20 protein-coding genes are annotated in these 17,613 nt (G+C 62.8%); 10 read left to right on the forward strand and 10 right to left on the reverse strand.

Annotated features, from left to right (window positions below; all coding sequences use genetic code 11):
- Nucleotides 1-50: 50 nt before the first annotated feature.
- The 3 genes from U1E20_RS11040 to U1E20_RS11050 form a co-directional block, all read right to left on the reverse strand.
- Nucleotides 51-290 (reverse strand): acyl carrier protein, encoded by a 240-nt coding sequence (locus U1E20_RS11040; RefSeq protein ID WP_014891668.1) that lies wholly within the window; start codon nucleotides 288-290, stop codon nucleotides 51-53.
- Nucleotides 291-606: 316 nt separating this feature from the next.
- Nucleotides 607-1,344: a 3-oxoacyl-[acyl-carrier-protein] reductase gene (gene fabG / locus U1E20_RS11045; RefSeq protein WP_409980651.1), complete on the reverse strand. Its 738-nt coding sequence runs from the start codon at nucleotides 1,342-1,344 to the stop codon at nucleotides 607-609.
- Nucleotides 1,345-1,420: 76 nt separating this feature from the next.
- Nucleotides 1,421-1,612 carry a hypothetical protein gene (locus U1E20_RS11050; RefSeq protein WP_409980652.1) on the reverse strand — a complete coding sequence of 64 codons (192 nt, stop codon included), beginning with the start codon at nucleotides 1,610-1,612 and terminating at the stop codon, nucleotides 1,421-1,423.
- A 154-nt stretch (nucleotides 1,613-1,766) separates the two neighbouring features.
- Between U1E20_RS11050 and U1E20_RS11055 the strand changes: the two genes are divergently transcribed.
- On the forward strand, nucleotides 1,767-2,534 hold the full coding sequence (locus U1E20_RS11055; protein WP_409980653.1) for an outer membrane protein: 768 nt from the start codon (nucleotides 1,767-1,769) through the stop codon (nucleotides 2,532-2,534).
- A gap of 83 nt (nucleotides 2,535-2,617) precedes the next feature.
- Here the strand turns inward: U1E20_RS11055 and fabD are convergent, their stop codons facing one another.
- Nucleotides 2,618-3,559, reverse strand: a complete 942-nt coding sequence (gene fabD / locus U1E20_RS11060) for an ACP S-malonyltransferase (RefSeq protein ID WP_409980654.1) — start codon at nucleotides 3,557-3,559, stop codon at nucleotides 2,618-2,620.
- 109 nt (nucleotides 3,560-3,668) lie between these two features.
- Here fabD and U1E20_RS11065 point away from each other — a divergent pair, with 109 nt between their 5' ends.
- Nucleotides 3,669-4,247: a nucleoside deaminase gene (locus U1E20_RS11065; RefSeq protein ID WP_409980655.1), complete on the forward strand. Its 579-nt coding sequence runs from the start codon at nucleotides 3,669-3,671 to the stop codon at nucleotides 4,245-4,247.
- 203 nt (nucleotides 4,248-4,450) lie between these two features.
- Here the strand turns inward: U1E20_RS11065 and U1E20_RS11070 are convergent, their stop codons facing one another.
- From U1E20_RS11070 to U1E20_RS11085, 4 genes are all read right to left on the reverse strand, one after another.
- A complete protein-coding gene (locus U1E20_RS11070) occupies nucleotides 4,451-4,714 on the reverse strand; it encodes a hypothetical protein (RefSeq protein WP_409980656.1) in 264 nt (87 codons plus the stop codon).
- Between the two features lie 379 nt (nucleotides 4,715-5,093).
- On the reverse strand, nucleotides 5,094-5,324 hold the full coding sequence (locus tag U1E20_RS11075; RefSeq protein WP_409980657.1) for a hypothetical protein: 231 nt from the start codon (nucleotides 5,322-5,324) through the stop codon (nucleotides 5,094-5,096).
- Between the two features lie 318 nt (nucleotides 5,325-5,642).
- Nucleotides 5,643-7,577 (reverse strand): acetate--CoA ligase, encoded by a 1,935-nt coding sequence (acs, locus tag U1E20_RS11080; RefSeq protein ID WP_409980658.1) that lies wholly within the window; start codon nucleotides 7,575-7,577, stop codon nucleotides 5,643-5,645.
- A 96-nt stretch (nucleotides 7,578-7,673) separates the two neighbouring features.
- A complete protein-coding gene (locus U1E20_RS11085) occupies nucleotides 7,674-8,315 on the reverse strand; it encodes a Crp/Fnr family transcriptional regulator (protein WP_409980659.1) in 642 nt (213 codons plus the stop codon).
- 193 nt (nucleotides 8,316-8,508) lie between these two features.
- Here U1E20_RS11085 and leuD point away from each other — a divergent pair, with 193 nt between their 5' ends.
- The 5 genes from leuD (at nucleotide 8,509) to U1E20_RS11110 (ending at nucleotide 13,474) form a co-directional block, all read left to right on the forward strand.
- Entirely contained in the window at nucleotides 8,509-9,114 is a 606-nt protein-coding gene (leuD, locus tag U1E20_RS11090; RefSeq protein WP_409980660.1) for a 3-isopropylmalate dehydratase small subunit, read from the forward strand.
- Between the two features lie 114 nt (nucleotides 9,115-9,228).
- The gene (lptB, locus tag U1E20_RS11095) at nucleotides 9,229-10,218 is read left to right on the forward strand and encodes an LPS export ABC transporter ATP-binding protein (RefSeq protein WP_409980661.1); all 990 of its coding nucleotides are present in this window, start codon (nucleotides 9,229-9,231) and stop codon (nucleotides 10,216-10,218) included.
- A 188-nt stretch (nucleotides 10,219-10,406) separates the two neighbouring features.
- Nucleotides 10,407-11,975, forward strand: a complete 1,569-nt coding sequence (rpoN, locus tag U1E20_RS11100) for an RNA polymerase factor sigma-54 (RefSeq protein WP_409980662.1) — start codon at nucleotides 10,407-10,409, stop codon at nucleotides 11,973-11,975.
- 253 nt (nucleotides 11,976-12,228) lie between these two features.
- Entirely contained in the window at nucleotides 12,229-12,822 is a 594-nt protein-coding gene (hpf, locus tag U1E20_RS11105; RefSeq protein WP_409980663.1) for a ribosome hibernation-promoting factor, HPF/YfiA family, read from the forward strand.
- A 187-nt stretch (nucleotides 12,823-13,009) separates the two neighbouring features.
- Nucleotides 13,010-13,474 carry a PTS sugar transporter subunit IIA gene (locus tag U1E20_RS11110; RefSeq protein ID WP_409980664.1) on the forward strand — a complete coding sequence of 155 codons (465 nt, stop codon included), beginning with the start codon at nucleotides 13,010-13,012 and terminating at the stop codon, nucleotides 13,472-13,474.
- Nucleotides 13,475-13,693: 219 nt separating this feature from the next.
- Here U1E20_RS11110 and U1E20_RS11115 read toward each other — a convergent pair whose 3' ends face one another.
- A complete protein-coding gene (locus U1E20_RS11115; RefSeq protein ID WP_409980665.1) occupies nucleotides 13,694-13,972 on the reverse strand; it encodes a KGG domain-containing protein in 279 nt (92 codons plus the stop codon).
- A 153-nt stretch (nucleotides 13,973-14,125) separates the two neighbouring features.
- Complete coding sequence (locus U1E20_RS11120) at nucleotides 14,126-14,941, reverse strand: response regulator (protein WP_409980666.1); 816 nt, start codon at nucleotides 14,939-14,941, stop codon at nucleotides 14,126-14,128.
- A gap of 323 nt (nucleotides 14,942-15,264) precedes the next feature.
- On the opposite strand from U1E20_RS11120, the gene U1E20_RS11125 reads away from it, so the two are divergent.
- The 3 genes from U1E20_RS11125 (at nucleotide 15,265) to fumC (ending at nucleotide 17,534) form a co-directional block, all read left to right on the forward strand.
- The gene (locus U1E20_RS11125) at nucleotides 15,265-15,507 is read left to right on the forward strand and encodes a NepR family anti-sigma factor (protein WP_409980817.1); all 243 of its coding nucleotides are present in this window, start codon (nucleotides 15,265-15,267) and stop codon (nucleotides 15,505-15,507) included.
- Entirely contained in the window at nucleotides 15,504-16,073 is a 570-nt protein-coding gene (locus U1E20_RS11130) for a sigma-70 family RNA polymerase sigma factor (RefSeq protein WP_409980667.1), read from the forward strand. The genes U1E20_RS11125 and U1E20_RS11130 overlap by 4 nt, the downstream gene beginning before the upstream one ends.
- 63 nt (nucleotides 16,074-16,136) lie before the next feature.
- Complete coding sequence (fumC, locus tag U1E20_RS11135) at nucleotides 16,137-17,534, forward strand: class II fumarate hydratase (protein WP_409980668.1); 1,398 nt, start codon at nucleotides 16,137-16,139, stop codon at nucleotides 17,532-17,534.
- Nucleotides 17,535-17,613 lie beyond the last annotated feature (79 nt).

Consider the following 17,613-nt stretch of genomic DNA (forward strand, 5'->3'; position numbering starts at 1 on the left):
GGCGAATCCTCTGAAAGGAGTCGCCGCGCGTTTGGACCTCGCTCGGTTCGTCAGGCGGCTTTCGCCTTTTCCAGGAACTTCACCGCGTCGCCCACGGTGAGAATCGTCTCGGCGGCGTCGTCGGGAATCTCGACGCCGAATTCTTCCTCGAAAGCCATGACGAGTTCGACGGTATCGAGCGAATCGGCTCCCAGATCGTCAATGAAATTCGCTTTGTCGACGACCTTGTCGGCTTCGACGCCGAGATGCTCGACAACAATCTTTTTCACGCGCTCGGCGACATCGCTCATCTTCTTTGATCCCTGTCTGCGTTTGGCGCTTACTCGCGCCTTATGGCGACCTGGAGCGAGCCCTTTGGCGCGCTCCATGATCGCCATTCATTCCTTTAACTTGCAATCGCCAGCCGACCGTCCTGACATGCGCAAGACGCTCGGCAAAACGCTTGGCGGCTTGCGCCCCGGGCTGAAATCGCGGCGACGCCGCCCCTCAGCGGCGAGGGTCTGGTAGCATACTTCCCCGACCATGGCGAGAGGGGGCGCGCGGCGCTGCGACGCAGGTTTACAGGGACGCGCGGCAGCGGACAAACCGAGGATTGGACCGGATACGTCAGATCATCGCCATGCCGCCGTTCACATGGAGCGTCTGCCCGGTGACGTAGCCCGCTTCGGCGCTCGCCAGATAGACGCAGGCGGCGGCGACGTCGGCGCCGGTTCCCAGTCGTCCGGTCGGGACCATGCGCAGGATCGACTCCTTCTGCGCATCAGTCAGCGCGTCGGTCATCGGACTCTCGATAAAGCCCGGCGCGACGCAATTGACCGTCACGCCGCGCGAGGCGACCTCAGCGGCGAGCGATTTCGACATGCCGATCATGCCGGCCTTGGCGGCGGCGTAATTGCCCTGCCCCGGATTGCCGGTCACGCCGACGACCGAAGTGATGCCGATGATCCGGCCGAAGCGCTTTTTCATCATGCCGCGCAGCGCCGCGCGGGACAGACGAAAGGCGGACGTCAGATTGACGTTGAGAACGGCGTCCCAGTCTTCGTCCTTGAGGCGCATGAACAGCATGTCGCGGGTGATGCCGGCGTTGTTGACGAGAATGTCCAACCCGCCCATCGCCGCCTCGGCGGCCGGCACAAGTTTCTCGGTCTCGTCCTTTTGCGCAAGATTGCAGGGCAGAATATGGGTGCGGCCGTTCAATTCGCCGGCAAGCGCCTCGAGCGCGTCTTTCCTGGTGCCGGAAAGCGCCACGGTCGCGCCGGCCGAATGCAGCGCGCGCGCGATCGCCGCGCCGATACCGCCGCTCGCGCCCGTGACCAGCGCGGTCTTGCCGTTAAGATCGAACATTTTCCTTGTCTCCTCCCGCTCGATGACGCGAGCCTTATAGCTCAATCGGACGGACTGGCCTTTTTTCAGCCGCGGTTCAACGCCACAGGTCGGCGATCTGGCGCGGCGGGCACTCCGGTGCGCTGGCCAGAAGCGGGAAAAATCGGCGCAAGCTCGGCTTCGTTTTCGCAAACGCCGGATTCGAGGCCGAATTGCCCGGATTGCGCATCGGAAAACGCCCAAAAACCCGATGTGGCGCAACTGCAACAGTGGAAATCTTTTGGGTCATTTGGGCCTGATTTTACCTTCTGTTTGTTGTTTCCCGCGATGTTTTTGACCACACTCCGCCGTGCTTGGGGGTCAGCGTCATTAGACGTCCGAAAGAGTCACAGGACCGACGCGCGCCTATTAATTTAAGTTGGCTCGAACTGAAGGATAGAGAGATGAAGACAGCGATCTCGGCTCTGGCTCTGGCGACGGCGCTTTTCGCCGGCGCTGCGAGCGCCGCCGACCTCCCCACCCACAAGGCGCCTCCGCCTTATATCCCCCCGCCGCCGATCATGACCTGGACCGGGTTCTACGCCGGTCTTAACCTCGGCGGCGGCTTCTATGCCTCCAACTCGTCCAACCAGGGCTGGAACTGGGGCTGGAACAACGGCAACAACAACACCGGCGGCGTCATCGGCGGCGGCCAGATCGGCTACAACTTCCAGGTCACGCCGATGTTCGTCGTCGGCGCCGAGACCGACTTCCAGGGCACGAGCCTTGGTTCGGGCGGCGGCAACAACAACGGCTGGCTGTTCGGCTTCGGCGGCGGCGGCGCTTCGGCGCGCCTGAACTGGTTCGGCACGGTTCGCGGCCGCGTCGGCATCACCCTGCTGAGCCCGCAACTGCTGGTCTATGGCACGGGCGGCTTCGCCTATGGCGAAGTGCAGCGCAACGGCTGGTGGAGCCAGAACTCTGCGGTGCAGACCGGCTGGACCGCCGGCGGCGGCGCCGAGTGGATGTTCTTCCCGAACTGGTCCGCTAAGGTCGAGTATCTCTATACTCAGATCAGCGGCACCGGGAACAACAACAACTGGGCCTGGGCGTTCAACCCCGGCTGGGGCCTGAACAGCACCAACAACCGCACGCGCTTCCACACGATCCGCGCCGGCATCAACTACCACTTCAACTTCGGCTCTCCGGCGCCGGTGTTGGCCAAGTACTAATCCGACAGATCGACCTTACGGTTCGAGAGAATGGGCCCGGTCCTCGCGACCGGGCCTTTTCTTTTGTCTCGCCTTCCGGACGGTTACGCGAAGGCGCGATAGGCGTCGACATCGACGGGCGCGCCGACCGACAGGCCGGCGGCCTGCGGCGCGATGCGCTTCAGCAACCCCGCCAGAACCTTGCCCGACCCGCATTCGACGAATTTCGTCACGCCGTGATCGGCCATATAGGCGACGCATTCGCGCCAGCGCACCGCGCCGGTGACCTGCTCGACGAGCAGGCGGCGAATCGCTTCGGGGTCCCGCGTGGGTTCCGCCGTCACATTGGCGACGACCGGAACGCAAGGGACGCCGATCGCCGCGCCGGCAAGCGCCGCGCGCATGGCGTCGGCGGCGGGCTGCATCAGCGCGCAATGGAAGGGCGCGGAGACCGGCAGCAGCACCGCGCGCTTGATGCCCTTCTCCTTGGCGATGTCGATCGCCTTTTCGATCGCTCCCTTTGCGCCTGACAGCACGACCTGTCCGCCGCCATTGTCATTGGCGACCTGGCAGACGCCATTCGCCGCCGCCTCTTCAGCGATAGCCCGCGCCTGATCGAGCTCGGCGCCGAGCAGCGCCGCCATCGCCCCCTCGCCGACCGGAACCGCCTTCTGCATGGCGTCGCCGCGAATGCGCAGCAGCCGCGCGGTGTCCGAAATCGTCAGCGCGCCGGCGGCCGCGAGCGCCGAATATTCGCCGAGCGAATGGCCGGCGACGAAGGCGGCGTCGCGCGCGAGATCGAGGCCGCATTCGGCCTCCAGCGCGCGAATCGCGGCGAGAGAAACGGCCATCAGCGCCGGCTGAGCGTTGGCGGTGAGCGTGAGTTCGGCTTCGGGGCCTTCGAACATCAGCGTTGAGAGCGGCTGCGACAAAGCGTCGTCGACCTCGGCGAACACCGCGCGACACGGCGCAAAAGCGTCATGGAGCGCCTTGCCCATGCCGACCGCCTGAGACCCCTGACCTGGAAAAATGAAAGCCTTCGCCATGCGTAACCGCCCTCGCTCTTTTCAATTGCGTTTCAATTGCGCCGCCGCGAGTGGCATTGCCCGGTCCAGCATGTCAAGCTGGCTCTCGCCAAGCGCGCAGGAGCGGGAGATGAGCCAAAAGACATGCGATTGCGGCGCGGGTCGCTTCGATCGACGCGCCGCGCTGGCGACGATGGGCGCCGGTCTCGCCGCCCTTGGCGCCACGGGCGCTGAGGCCAAGGGGAAGCCCTCGCCGGTCCGACCCGAGGATGAGGCCTACATGCGGCTCGCGCTCGCCGAGGCCGCCAAGGGCGACTTTCCCTTCGGCGCGGTAATCGTGCGCGACGGCAAGATCGTCTCGACGGGACGCAATCTCGGCGTGACGAACAATGATCCGACGGCGCATGGCGAGATGGTGGCGATTCGCCGCTTCGTCGCCGACCATCCGGCAAAGGAGCTTAACGGCGCGACGCTTTACACGTCGGGCGAGCCCTGCCCGATGTGCATGGGCGCGATCGTCTGGTGCGGGATCGGGCGCGTGGTCTTCGCCGCGTCGATCCAGCAATTGTCGAAACGACTCGGCCAGATCATGATCGCCAGCATGGCCGTGGCGCAAGCCGCGCCCTTCGCCGACATCGAAATCACCGGCGGTCTGCTCGCGCCGGAAGCGCTGGCGCTGTTCGATAAAAAAAGCACTCAAGACAAATAGTTTTTGATTCGATCAAGCAAGGCATTTCGCTGGCGAGCGCCGCGGCGCAGAGTCTCAAGCAGGCGTTCGTCGGAGGCCGATCCGGCGGGAGTCTAGCGCTTCCCTTCGCCAAGGGCCCCTCTTTCTTGAAAGAGAGGCCCCAAGTCTTGGAACCTGCGCTAGGCTAGGCGTCTTGCGAAACGTCGCGAACACGCCCTCGCGCCTTACGAGCGATAGTCGGACGAGTGACGGGCGTTGCCAGGCTCGGAGGACGATCTGCCCTTGCCCCAGTTGCGCTTCTGCTTGAGGCATCCGTTGCCGAACGTGCCCCAAGACGCAGGATTATTTTTGCCACAGCGCCAAGAGAGTGTTGCGTTCTGGACAGATTCATCGGGCGCCTGCAGCGAAGCGCCGATCGGCGCGGCGCTCGCGTCGATGCTCAGGGCGCCGGCCGCAATGGCGGCGGCGAAAAACAACGCGGTCTTCATGACGTTTCTCCTGATACGAGGCACACAACGTCGGCTGCGAACGCGAATGTTCGCAGCAAACGCTCGTCTTGCGATTACAAGACGCGAGTGATTTATGGCGCGCAACGCCGCGCGACTGTGCGGCCTCGCACGGAGGCGACGATGTTTGCGGAGGCGCGAAGTCGAGGCGAGATAATGGCCACGAAACGGAAAGCCGGCGTGAGCGAGGAACTTTCGACGATTTTCTTGCTAGCGAGGGTATGTTGGAATCATGTGAGGATCACGCAATTAAGGAATTCATCGCGGAGCAGCTTGCCGCCGCAATGACGGAAGAGAGCATCACCGAGCTCGAAATGGCGACGCGGATGAAAACGAGCCGCCGACGTACTGATTGTCGGTTCTAATTTTTGGGAATTGAATTATTCGACCTGCCGCGCGGGATGCCAGTCTTGGTTCCGTCCTTGTTCGTGTGCATGAAGGACGAAAGATTGCCGGCCGCCGCCTGATCGCTGATGGCCTGCGGAATGGCCTTCTTGCCGTGCGGGATGGCGTTTTCGGCGCAAGCGGCTCCAGCCGACGCGATCAACAGAAACCCGCCGGCCAGCGCCGCACTGATTGTTCGAATAGCCATCGCCCAACTCCCTTCCGTCACGCCCCGTCGGGCCATCATAGGTGCGAACCGACATTTCTGGAAATGCGATCGAGGCCGATCACAGGGCTCCGAATCCGGCTTAACGACGCGTCATCTCACCGCGTCATGGCCGCGCTTGTCGCGGCCATCCACGCGACGACGCGCAGCAAATGCGAAAATATGAGGCGCGGACATTCCGTCTCTGCGCGAAACATTTCGCGATGTCCCGGCGTGGGTGGCCGGGACAAGCCCGGCCATGACGTCTGGAGGAGCGCTGAAATCAAGCCGAATTCGGAGCCCTGAAGCCATGCGTCGGACCTAAGTCCCCGGCCTCTGCTTCACCAGCTCATCCACCACGCCGGGATCGGCGAGCGTCGACGTATCGCCCAGCGCGCCGAATTCACCCTCCGCGATCTTACGCAAGATGCGCCGCATGATCTTGCCCGAGCGCGTCTTCGGCAGGCCGGGCGCGAATTGCACGATGTCGGGCGTCGCGATCGGCCCGATTTCCTGGCGCACCCAATGCACAAGCTCCTTGCGCAGATGTTCGCCCGGCGCCACGCCCTGATTGAGCGTGACGAAGGCGTAGATGCCCTGCCCCTTGATGTCGTGCGGATAGCCGACGACGGCGGCTTCCGACACTTTCTCATGCGCAACGAGCGCGCTTTCGACTTCCGCCGTGCCGAGGCGATGGCCGGAGACATTGATCACGTCGTCGACGCGGCCGGTGATCCAGTAATAGCCATCGGAATCTCGCCTGGCGCCGTCGCCGGTGAAATATTTGCCGGGATAGGCGGAAAAATAAGTCTGCGCGAAACGCTCGTGATCGCCATAGACGGTGCGCATCTGCCCCGGCCATGAGTCGGCGATGACGAGCAGACCTTCGCATTGGCCTTCAAGAACATTGCCGAGCTGATCGACGATTTCGGGCGCGACGCCGAAGAACGGCCGCGTCGCCGAGCCGGGCTTCAAATCAATCGCGCCGGGCAGCGGCGAGATCAGCACGCCGCCGGTCTCCGTCTGCCACCATGTGTCGACGATCGGGCAGCGTCCCTCGCCGACGACTCGGTGATACCACTCCCAGGCTTCGGGATTGATCGGCTCGCCGACCGAGCCCAAGAGGCGCAGCGATTTGCGGCTGGTTTTTTTCACCGGCCCTTCGCCCGCCGCCATCAGCGCGCGAATCGCGGTCGGCGCGGTGTAGAAACTATCGACCTTATGCTTGTCGACGATCTCCCAAAAGCGCGACACGCTCGGATAATTCGGCACGCCTTCGAACATCAAGGTCGTCGCGCCATTGGCGAGCGGGCCATAAACGATATAGCTGTGGCCGGTCACCCAACCCACATCCGCCGTGCACCAATAGACGTCGCCGTCGCGATAGTCGAAGACGAGTTCATGGGTGAGCGACGCATAGACGAGATAGCCGCCGGTGGTATGCAGCGCGCCCTTCGGCTTGCCGGTCGAGCCAGACGTATAAAGAATAAACAGCGGGTCCTCCGCCTCCATCTCGGAATAGGGACAATCGGCGTGAACGCGCGCCGCTTCTTCCTCGTAGCGAAAGTCGCGGCCGGGCTGCATGTCGATCGCCGCGCCAGTGCGCGTCACGACGATGACCGTCTTTGCCGAAACCTTGTCGAGCGCGGCGTCGACATTAGCTTTCAGTGGAATCTTCTTGCCGCCGCGCAGACCTTCGTCGGCGGTGACAATGACGCTCGATTCCGCATCCGCGATGCGGCCGGCAAGCGAATCCGGCGAGAAGCCCCCAAAAACCACCGAATGAATCGCGCCGATGCGCGCGCAGGCGAGCATCGCGAAAGCCGCTTCGGGAAGCATCGGCAGATAGATGGTGACGCGGTCGCCCTTCTTGACGCCGTGTTTTTTCAGCACATTGGCGAAGCGGCAGACTTCCTCATGCAGCTCGGCATAGGTGATGTGGCGCGAGACCGAAGGATCGTCGCCTTCCCAGATGATCGCGGTCTGATGCGCGCGCGCCGGCAGATGCCGGTCGATGCAATTCATCGCGACATTGGTCGTGCCGTCCTCGAACCAGCGGATCGAGACATTATGCGTATCGAAGCTGGTGCGCTTCACCATCGAAAAGGGCGTGATCCAGTCGATGCGCTGCGCCTGTTCCGCCCAGAAGCCCTCGGGGTCCACGATCGAACGCTCATAGAGCCGGCGGTAGCTCGCTTCGTCGATGCGCGCGTTCGTCTTCCAATCGTCCGGAACGGGGTAGATTTTCTGCGACATTATTTTTGACGCCTTCGAGAGTTCGTCATGGCCGATACGTTCGCGTGGGCGCCCGCGACAAGCGCGGGCAAGACGCGCATGGGATGAAACGCCCGCTCATCGCTTTTCCGCGCGTGCCAACTCCACATTATGCTGCATGCGCCGCACCATCAGCCGCATCAGGTAAAAGCCGAATTGCGGAGTCTGCGCCGCGAGCTGCAGCAGATCGTCGTAGCGCACGCAGAGCAGTTCGACGTCGGTCGCGGCGACGGCGGTGGCGGTGCGGCGGTTTTCATTGGTGAACATGCCCATCTCGCCAAACAGCGCGCCGGGCTTTAGCGTCACGTCGGGCTCGCGCAGATGGATGTCGCCGCGCACCAAAAGATAGGCTTCCTCCGACAGATCGCCCTGGCGATGCAGAACGAAGCCCTCGGAAAGTTTGAGGTGCTTCATATAGGGCCGCAGCCATTCGAAATCGAAATCCTCGGAAGCGGCGGCGCGAATGTCGGAGACGAGGCGCTGCATCTGACGCAACCGCAGCACATTGACCGGCACCAGAAAGGCGTTGAGCGCGAAGAGCGGATAGAGTCCCTTGAGAAAGAAATAGAAGGCGAACAGCGCATTGGCGAGGATCGCGGCGATGCGCAGCGGGATCATCGTGTTCGACACATAGACGAACACGCTCGCCGCGGCGGCGAGATAGCCGACCGCTTCGACCGGCCAATTGTAATTTTGCGGGATCAGATTCTGCAGGATCATTTCACGAGCGGCGCGCCATCCATTGCCGACATGTTAGCAGAAGGCCGCGCGCCCGTGCGAGCGCGCGGGCCGGCCCGGCCCGAAGCGAGCGCCGCGCCTGCGAGAGTTCGGCCCGGCCCGGAGCGGCGCTTTGCGGCGGACCGGCCGATTTGCTACATGGGCCCTGGACATTGCCGTCCCTGGCCCGAGGAAAATGGAAAAATTCGTCACGCTTGTCGGCGTCGCCGCGCCGTTGCCGATCATGAACGTCGATACGGACATGATCATCCCCAAGCAATATCTCAAAACCATTCAGCGCACCGGCCTCGGCAAGGGGTTGTTTTCGGAGATGCGCTACCGGGAAGACGGCTCCGAGAACCCGGATTTCGTGCTGAACCGGCCGGCCTACCGCAAGGCCAGCATTCTCGTCGCCGGCGACAATTTCGGCTGCGGCTCCTCGCGCGAGCACGCGCCCTGGGCGCTGCTCGACTTTGGCGTCCGCTGCGTCATCTCGACGAGCTTCGCCGACATTTTCTATAATAACTGCTTCAAGAACGGGATTTTGCCGATCACGGTCAGCCAGGCCGAGCTCGACAAACTCATGGACGACGCCAGCCGCGGCGCCAACGCCACCTTGACGGTCGACCTTGAAGCGCAGGAGATTCGCGGGCCCGACGGCGGCGTGATCAAATTCGAGATCGATCCTTTTCGCAAACATTGTCTGCTGAACGGACTCGACGACATCGGTCTGACGCTCCAAAAGGCCAACAAGATTGGCGACTATGAAAAGCAGGCCGCAGCCAAACGCCCTTGGGCGTGACGGCGACTCGCAGCAAGGCGCCGCACACCACATATTTCAGATGCGGCGCTCATCGGATAGAGCACGTTTGACGCTTCCAAACCTTGGATGCAAAGAGCGACGGACAAGGCGCGCTTGAGCTATATTTCCGCCATTTCGACGCGTTTTCGCGCCGCCAGCCGGTCGCTGGCGCGGCTCGCCGAGGGCGTCCGCCGGTCGCGGAAACCTGACGAAGCCGCCGAAAGCCAATGGCTCGACGCCGACGCCCAAAATTTAGGCGCAGACGCCGAAGAGGCGGCGCGCGACAAGGACTTCTGGGGACCGGCGCCCGCGCTCCAACCGGACGAGCCGCCGGGCTTCGAGCCGCACTCCGCCTACCAGGAGCCCCCCGGATTCGACGGCCAGGGCCTGCTGTCGATCCATAATCTGGCGAAATCCTATAAATCGCGCCGCGTGGTGGAGGATGTGAGCCTTCATGTCGCGCGCGGCGAGGCGGTCGGCCTGCTCGGCCCGAACGGCGCCGGCAAGACCACCGTTTTTTATATGATCACCGGGCTGGTGAAGCCCGACAAGGGCGTGATTTCGCTCGACGGCTATGATGTGACGCCGCTGCCCATGTATCGCCGGGCGCGGCTTGGGATCGGCTATCTGCCCCAGGAGGCGTCGGTGTTCCGGGGCCTGTCGGTCGAGGACAATATCCGCGCCGTTCTGGAAATCACTCAACCCGATCCCAAGAAGCGCGAAGAGGAGGTTGAGGCGCTCCTCGACGAATTCCGCCTCACCCGGATGCGCCATACGCCGGCCGTGGCGCTGTCGGGCGGCGAAAGGCGGCGCTGCGAAATCGCCCGCGCGCTTGCCGGCCATCCCTCCTTCATGCTGCTCGACGAGCCCTTCGCCGGCATCGACCCCATCGCCGTCGGCGGGATTCAGGACCTCGTGCGGCATCTCAAGGCGCGCGGCATCGGCGTGCTGATCACCGATCACAGCGTCCGCGAGACGCTCGGCCTCACCGACCGTGCGTATATTATCTACAATGGCCATGTGCTGACCGAAGGCGCGCCGGAGGAGATCGTCGCCAATCCGGACGTTCGGCGCATTTATCTGGGCGAAGATTTCCGGATGTAACGACCCTAGCGCGCTGTTTTTTCAGGTCGCTTCGCCCGTCGGAGACAATCCGCAACGCTGATTAACGCTTGGGCAGTTTGCTTGGCGGAACGCTGCTTTTTTGGCCCTGTGCAGGCGCGCCCGAAGTGATATAAGCAAAAATCGGGCCGTAGACAGGCGGTCGGAAGCGTTCGCGTGGATCGGGCGAAATGGCGATTTCCACCAAACTGATGATGCGTCAGGGCCAGGCCCTGGTGATGACGCCGCAGCTGCTCCAGGCGATCAAGCTGTTGCAGTTCTCGAATATCGAGCTTTCCGCCTTTTTGCACGACGAGCTTGAACGCAATCCGCTGCTCGAGGCGCAGGAGGGCGACGGCGGCGGCGACGCAACGGAATCCCGCCCGGGCGATGAGTCGGGCACCGGGGACGCGTTCGAAGGGCCTCAGGAAGGCGACTGGGCCAGCCAGGATCTTGCCGTCGACTCCGCCACGCTCTCCGCCGATCTCGGCGCCGACATGAGCAACGCCTTCGACCCCGAGGGCCCCTCGATCGGCGGCGAGCGCACGCGCGACGAAGCCCCTGACGGCGCGGGTCTTTCCGCCACGTCGTGGACAGGCGCCGCCGGCGGCGGGTCGGCCGACGGCGAAGCGCCCAATCTCGAAGCCTATGTCGCCGACCGGCAGAATCTCCACGAGCATCTCGCCGAACAGCTGGCGCTCGCCTGCCCCGATCCGCGTCATCGAATCATCGGCCAGGCGGTCATCGACGGAATCGACGACAGCGGCTATCTGCGCGAGGATTTAGGCGAGATCGCCGCCCGTCTTGAGGCCGACAGAGCCGATGCGGAGCGCATCCTAGCAATCATCCAGACATTCGACCCTTCCGGCGTCGGCGCGCGCGATCTGGCGGAATGTCTCGCGATCCAGCTCAAGGAGCGCGATCGCTATGATCCGGCGATGCAGACCTTTATCGCCAACCTGCCGCTCGTCGCGCGCCGCGATTTCGCGCAGCTCGCCAAGCTTTGCGGCGTCGACCACGAAGACATCGTGGACATGGCGGCCGAGCTGCGCCGGCTGGAGCCCAAGCCTGGCCGGGCCTTTGGCGGCGCGCCGATCCAGCCGCTGGTCGCCGACGTGATCGTGCGGGCGGCGGCTGACGGCGGCTGGCACGTCGAACTCAACGCCGACGCGCTGCCAAGGGTGCTCGTCAATCACAGCTATGCGGCGCAGGTCAGCGCCGCCGCCACCGCCGCCACGGACAAGAGCTTCATTTCGAATTGTCTGCAGAACGCCAACTGGCTGACCAAGAGCCTGGAGCAGCGGGCCCGCACCATTCTGCGCGTCGCCTCCGAAATCGTGCGCCTGCAGGACGCCTTCCTGGCGCATGGCGTCGAACATCTGCGTCCGCTGAATTTGCGCACGGTCGCCGACGCGATCGGCATGCATGAATCGACAGTGTCGCGGGTGACGTCGAACAAATATATGATGACGCCGCGCGGCGTCTTCGAACTCAAATATTTCTTCTCAGCCTCGATCGCGACGACGAGCGGCGGCGCGGCGCATTCGGCCGAGGCGGTGCGCTTTCGCATCAAGCAGATGATCGACCGCGAGACGCCGGACGATATTCTGTCGGACGACGCCATTGTCGAGCGGCTGAAGGCGAGCGACATCGACATCGCCAGGCGCACGGTCGCAAAATACCGCGACAGCCTGCGGATTCCGTCTTCGGTCGATCGGCGCCGCGCCAAGCTTGCGCAGGCGCGTCTCACAGCCCATTAATCTACGATCGACCGAACGGTCGGCAGGCGGGCGCCAGAAGGGAAAGACTCCATTGACTTCAAGCGCCGGGGCTTCTAACGCTGCGCGCAATTTCCGCTCTTTGACCAGATTGTCGGCGATCCGCCGACGGCGCGGGCGGAAGTTGCGGGGCGCATTAGCGTAACAAGCGGTGAGTCCAACGGCGGCGCGGCTAGCGCGCGGCCGTTCTTGCCGCGACTGAATCAGCGCTCGCAAAGAAAGTTCGGATTAGAAAATGTCTCTCAGGGTCTCCGGTAAGAACATCAACATCGGCGACGCCCTGCGCGTCCATGTTACGCAGCGGCTGGAGACGGCGGCGGCCAAATATTTCGACGGTCGCGTCACCGGCCACGTCACGATTTCGCCTGAGGGTTCGGGGTATCGGGCCGACTGCAGCCTGCATCTCGCCTCAGGAATCGTGCTGCAGGCCGATGGCCGGGCGCAGGAGCCTTACGCCTGTTTCGATCAGGCGGCCGAGCGCATCGAAAAACGCCTGCGCCGCTACAAAAGCCGGCTCAAGAGCCATCACGAACATGGCCATGGGGCGGGCGACGGCGGCGACGCCGAGGTCGTCGCCTATCATGTGATCGAGGCGCCCGACCAGGACAGTGATGCGCCCGCGGAGTTCAGCCCGGCGATCATCGCCGAATCGACCACGGAATTGCGGCGGCTGTCGGTTTCGGCGGCGGTGCTCGACCTCGATCTCACCGGCGCGCCGGTGGTGGTGTTTCGGCACGCCAACACCGGCCGCGTGAATGTGGTCTATCGGCGCGGCGACCAGAATATCGGCTGGATCGACACGCCCGAAGCGGAGGGTGGCGCGGCCTGACGGAAGGATCCTCGCCAAAGGAAAAAACGTCGCAAGGAGGCCATAATAACGGCCTTCTCGGCATGTATTTTGCGATTTTCCCATGTCCCTTCGGATTTTGGCGAAAATAGCGAAACGGTGAAATTTCAAGGATGGTCAAAGCCTTTGTCGGCCCTAGACCTCCCAAGAGAAGCAGGGTGATCGTCACATGCGGTCAACGGACTTGGTTTCGCCAGATTCGGTGTGCGCCTCGCTGAAGGCGACGACGAAAAAGCATCTCCTCCAGGAACTCAGCGACAAGGCGGCGAAAATCTGCGGACTGCCGGCGCGCGAGATTTTCGATGCGCTTTTGCACCGCGAGCGGCTGGGTTCGACGGGGATCGGCGACGGCATCGCCATCCCGCACGGCAAGCTCGCCAAGTTAAAGGGGATTTGCGGACTCTTTGGCCGCCTCGACCGGCCCGTCGACTTCGGCTCGCTCGATGGCGCGCCGGTCGATCTGGTCTTTATGATTCTGACCCCGGAAAGTTCGGGCGCCGACCATCTCAAAGCGCTTGCCTGCGCCGCTCGGATGCTGAGGGATCCTCACCTCGTCGCGACAATGCGGGCGACGCGCAACGACGATGCGCTCTATTCGCTCATCGAACAGCGCTCAAAACCCTTCGCCGCATAAGGCCCACGCTCCTCGTCCGATCCGATGGCATCGGATCTGGCTTCGGCTTCCTGTTTTGTAACGCTCTCTATCGCCGAAGCGGTACCCGCATCGGTGAAAGCGCTCTTTAGAGCGCTTCCCGATCACATGGAATCATGTGATCGATAAGGAATCGCTCAAAATCAGAACATTGGAGCAGGTTCTCATCGAAAATGTCTGTCAACTTTTTCGGAACCTGCTCTAGAGCGGCACGCTGCGTTTTTGGGCGCCGCCTCCATGCGAAGCATGTCCGCCCTTGCGGCCGGCCTCGGAAGCCAGCGCATGGTCGCGGGAAAAACTCCGCTTGGCCGGATTCACGCTCTGACCGCCCTTGCGCCCTGCGCGGGCCGCAAGATCGGGGTTCTGCGAAAAACTGCGTTTTTCGTCAGGAACGCTCTGTCCGCCTTTGCGCGCAATCGCGCGCTGCTTTTCGGGATCCATCGACGCGAAACCGCGACTGGATTTCTTCATCTCCTCCATGGGCCGCCTCACATTTCCCCCAGCGCCTATGGCTATAACTCGCCGCAGCGGCCATTGTTTCTTAGCCGCGACAATTTATCTTGGCGTTGGGATCGATTTTTCAGCGAGCGGCGCTGTGGAAAAAATATCAATAATATCAAAAAGTTAAATCGTTCAAATGCCGACCCATGGCACGGTCCGCTCGCGTCGCCCGGCGCGCCGGTCGAAAAACAGCGCCTGGCTGATCACCGCCTTCAGACTCTCGACGTTGAAGGGCTTGGCGATCAGAAAGGCCGGCTCCGGCGGTTCGCCCGTCAAAAACCGCTCGGGATAGGCGGTGACAAAAATCACCGGCGTCGACAGCGAGCCTAGAATTTCGTTGACGGCGTCGAGCCCCGAACTGCCGTCCGCGAGCTGGATATCCGCCAGAATCAACCCGGGATTGTTCTCCTTTATGGCCGCGACCGCCTCGGCGTGGGTGCGCGGCATGCCGATCACGCGATGTCCCAGCTCTTCGACGATGCTCCTCAGGTCGTGCGCGATCAGCGGCTCGTCCTCGATGATCAGCACGTCGGTGGCGATCTGGTCGGCGATCTCGCCATTCGCGGCCTCGATCAACTCGCCGGCCTCTCGCTCCGAAACCTGCAGAGTCTGCCCGATCTGGTCGAGGTCGAATCCTTCAAGCGCCTGCAGCAAAAAGGCGATTCTCGGCTTCAGCGAAATCGCCTCGAGGTTGCGACGGCCGTTTTCCTCCAGCGCGCCGGACCGGTCGATATGGGCGTTGATCGGCGACGACGCCCAGACGTTCAGGAACAAACGGTAAACAGCAACGCGCAGGTCTTCTGATTCGGAAATCCGGCCGGGTTCCGCGACGACGGTTTCGAGAGTGGCCAGCACATAGGCGTCGCCGCCCTCACGGTCTCCGACCAATGCGCGCGCGAAACGTCTCAAATAGGGAATATGCGCGGAAATTTCCTTCGATGCCGACATGCCTTACAACTCCAGCGGCGCCCAGCCTCCCGAAAGAGGCGCGTGCGAGCTAAGCCGATTCAAAACTTGGACAATGCGTCAAAACTGCGTGGCATTTTAGGGAACCAATCCTTCAGCGGCGCGTTTTGCCTATCGTCCTTGCGGCGCACTATAACGCGGCGGCTCCAGAAATCATGCATATTAAAATAGAGGGCTCCATGGGGAACAAGAATCCGGAGAATATAGTTGCGCGCGCGAAAGCAGAGGATGATGCTTTCGCGGGCGACGGGCGGTATTCTCCGAGACCCGGCCCTCGCCGGCTGGAGACGTTCACAGGATGGGTAATGACGCGTGACGAATTCGGCGATCGTCGCCGAGGAGGCGCCGAAGCGCGTTGCAGCGCCAAGCCGGTACAACGCCAAAGATCGGTGGAATTCCAAGACTCGATCGGAAAGGAGCTCCGCAATCTTTACGACGACGTCGTGGCTCAGCCAGTTCCCGATCGGTTTCTGAAACTTTTGAACCAACTCGAAACGAATGTGCTATCCTCTTCGGCGACGTCAGACGCGCCGAGGAAGAGTGAGTGACGGCAAGCGAAGAAGCGCATTCAGCGGGACAGGGACTGAAGGCTGAGCTCATCTCCGCCATTCCGAGTTTGCGCGCTTTCGCGGTGTCTATCTGTGGAAATTCCGATCGCGCCGACGACCTCGTTCAGGAAACGCTGGTCAAAGCCTGGGGCAGTCTCGCCACCTTCTCGGAAGGCACCAATCTCACCGCCTGGCTGTTCACCATCCTGCGCAACATCTATTACAGCGAATATCGCAAGCGCCGACGCGAGGCGCCGGATCCCGACGGCGTCATCGCCGCGCGTCTGGTCGCGCCCGAGTCGCAGCATGCGCATATGGACTTTCTCGACTTCCGCGACGCGATGCAGAAACTGCCGCTCGATCAGCGCGAGGCCCTGATCCTCGTCGCCGCCTCCGGCATGTCCTATGAGGAAGCCGCGGAAATCTGCGGCTGCGCGCCCGGCACGATGAAAAGCCGGGTGAACCGCGCGCGCAATCGACTCTCGGAACTGATGTCGACCACGCCCTCCGCCGATCGGCGCGAATGGGCCTCGGCCGAGCGACTCTCGGAAATTTCGCGCGATTGAACGCTCCTCGGAAATGCCGCATAGGAAAGCGCGCGCAACGCGCCCTCCCATGCGAGCGAGCCGATGACCGAAGATACAAGAATTGAACGCGACTCCTTTGGCGACATCGCCGTCCCGTCCTGGGCCTATTGGGGCGCGCAGACCGAACGTTCGCGCGAAAATTTTCCGATCGGCGGCGATCTCATGCCGATCGAGATCATCCATGCGCTGGCCCGCGTCAAGCTCGCCGCCGCCAGGGTCAATGCCAGAAAAGGCCTGCTGGACCCTAAACTCGCCGATGCGATCGAGGCCGCCGCGCGCGAAGTGATCGACGGCAAGCTCGACGATCATTTTCCGCTCGTCGTCTGGCAGACCGGCTCGGGCACCCAGACCAACATGAACGTCAACGAGGTCATCGCCAATCGCGCCAATGAAACGCTCGGCGCGCCGCGCGGCTCGAAATCGCCGGTCCATCCCAATGATCACGTCAATCTCGGCCAGTCGTCGAACGACAGTTTTCCGACCGCCATGCATATCGCCGGCGCGACGACGATTTCCGGCCGGCTGATTCCGGCCGTCGAGCGGCTGCATATCGCGCTCAACGCCAAGGCGGTGCAATTCGGCGATATCATCAAGATCGGCCGCACCCATCTGCAGGACGCCACGCCCGTAACGCTCGGTCAGGAGTTTTCGGGCTATGCGGCGCAGGCCGAAAACGCGGTAAGGCGCATCAGAACGACGCTTGCCGATCTTCTCCAGCTTGCCCAGGGCGGCACGGCGGTGGGCACCGGCGTCAACAGCTTCAAGGGCTTTGGCGAAGAAGTCGCCGCCGATATCGCCGAGCAGACCGGACTGCCTTTCGTCTCCGCCCCCAACAAATTCGAAGCGCTCGCGACTCATGACGCGATCGTCTTCGCGCATGGCGCGCTCAACGCGCTGGCGTCGGGCCTCTATAAGATCGCCTGCGACATTCGCCTGCTCGGCTCGGGACCGCGCGCCGGCTTTGGCGAGTTGAAGCTTCCGGAGAACGAGCCCGGCTCGTCGATCATGCCCGGCAAGGTCAATCCCACTCAGGTCGAATCGCTGACCATGGTCTGCACCCGCGTCTTCGGCAATAATGCGACGATCACCTTCGCCGCGTCGCAGGGCCATCTCGAACTCAATGTGCTGAAGCCCGTCGTCGGCTTCGCGCTGCTCGAATCGACGATCCTGCTCGCGGATGGAATCAACAGTTTCGTCGCCCGTTGCGTCGACGGCATCGAAGCTGATGAGGCCAATATCAAACGCTTCCTCGATCGCTCGCTGATGCTCGTCACCGCGCTCGCGCCGACGATCGGCTATGACGCAGCCTCGAAAATCGCCCGCGCCGCCCATCACAATGGCACGAGCCTCAAGGAGGAGGCGCTCGCATCGGGCAAGGTGACGGAAGCCGAATTCGACGCGATCGTGCGGCCGGAAAAAATGCTCGCGCCGAACGAATGAACTCCCCGCTCGTCATGGCCGCGCTTGTCGCGGCCATCCACGAAGAGCTGCGCGTCTGGGCCGCCATGACGGCGCATCG

The sequence above is a fragment of the Methylocystis sp. genome (genome assembly GCF_046349115.1).
GTDB lineage: Bacteria > Pseudomonadota > Alphaproteobacteria > Rhizobiales > Beijerinckiaceae > Methylocystis.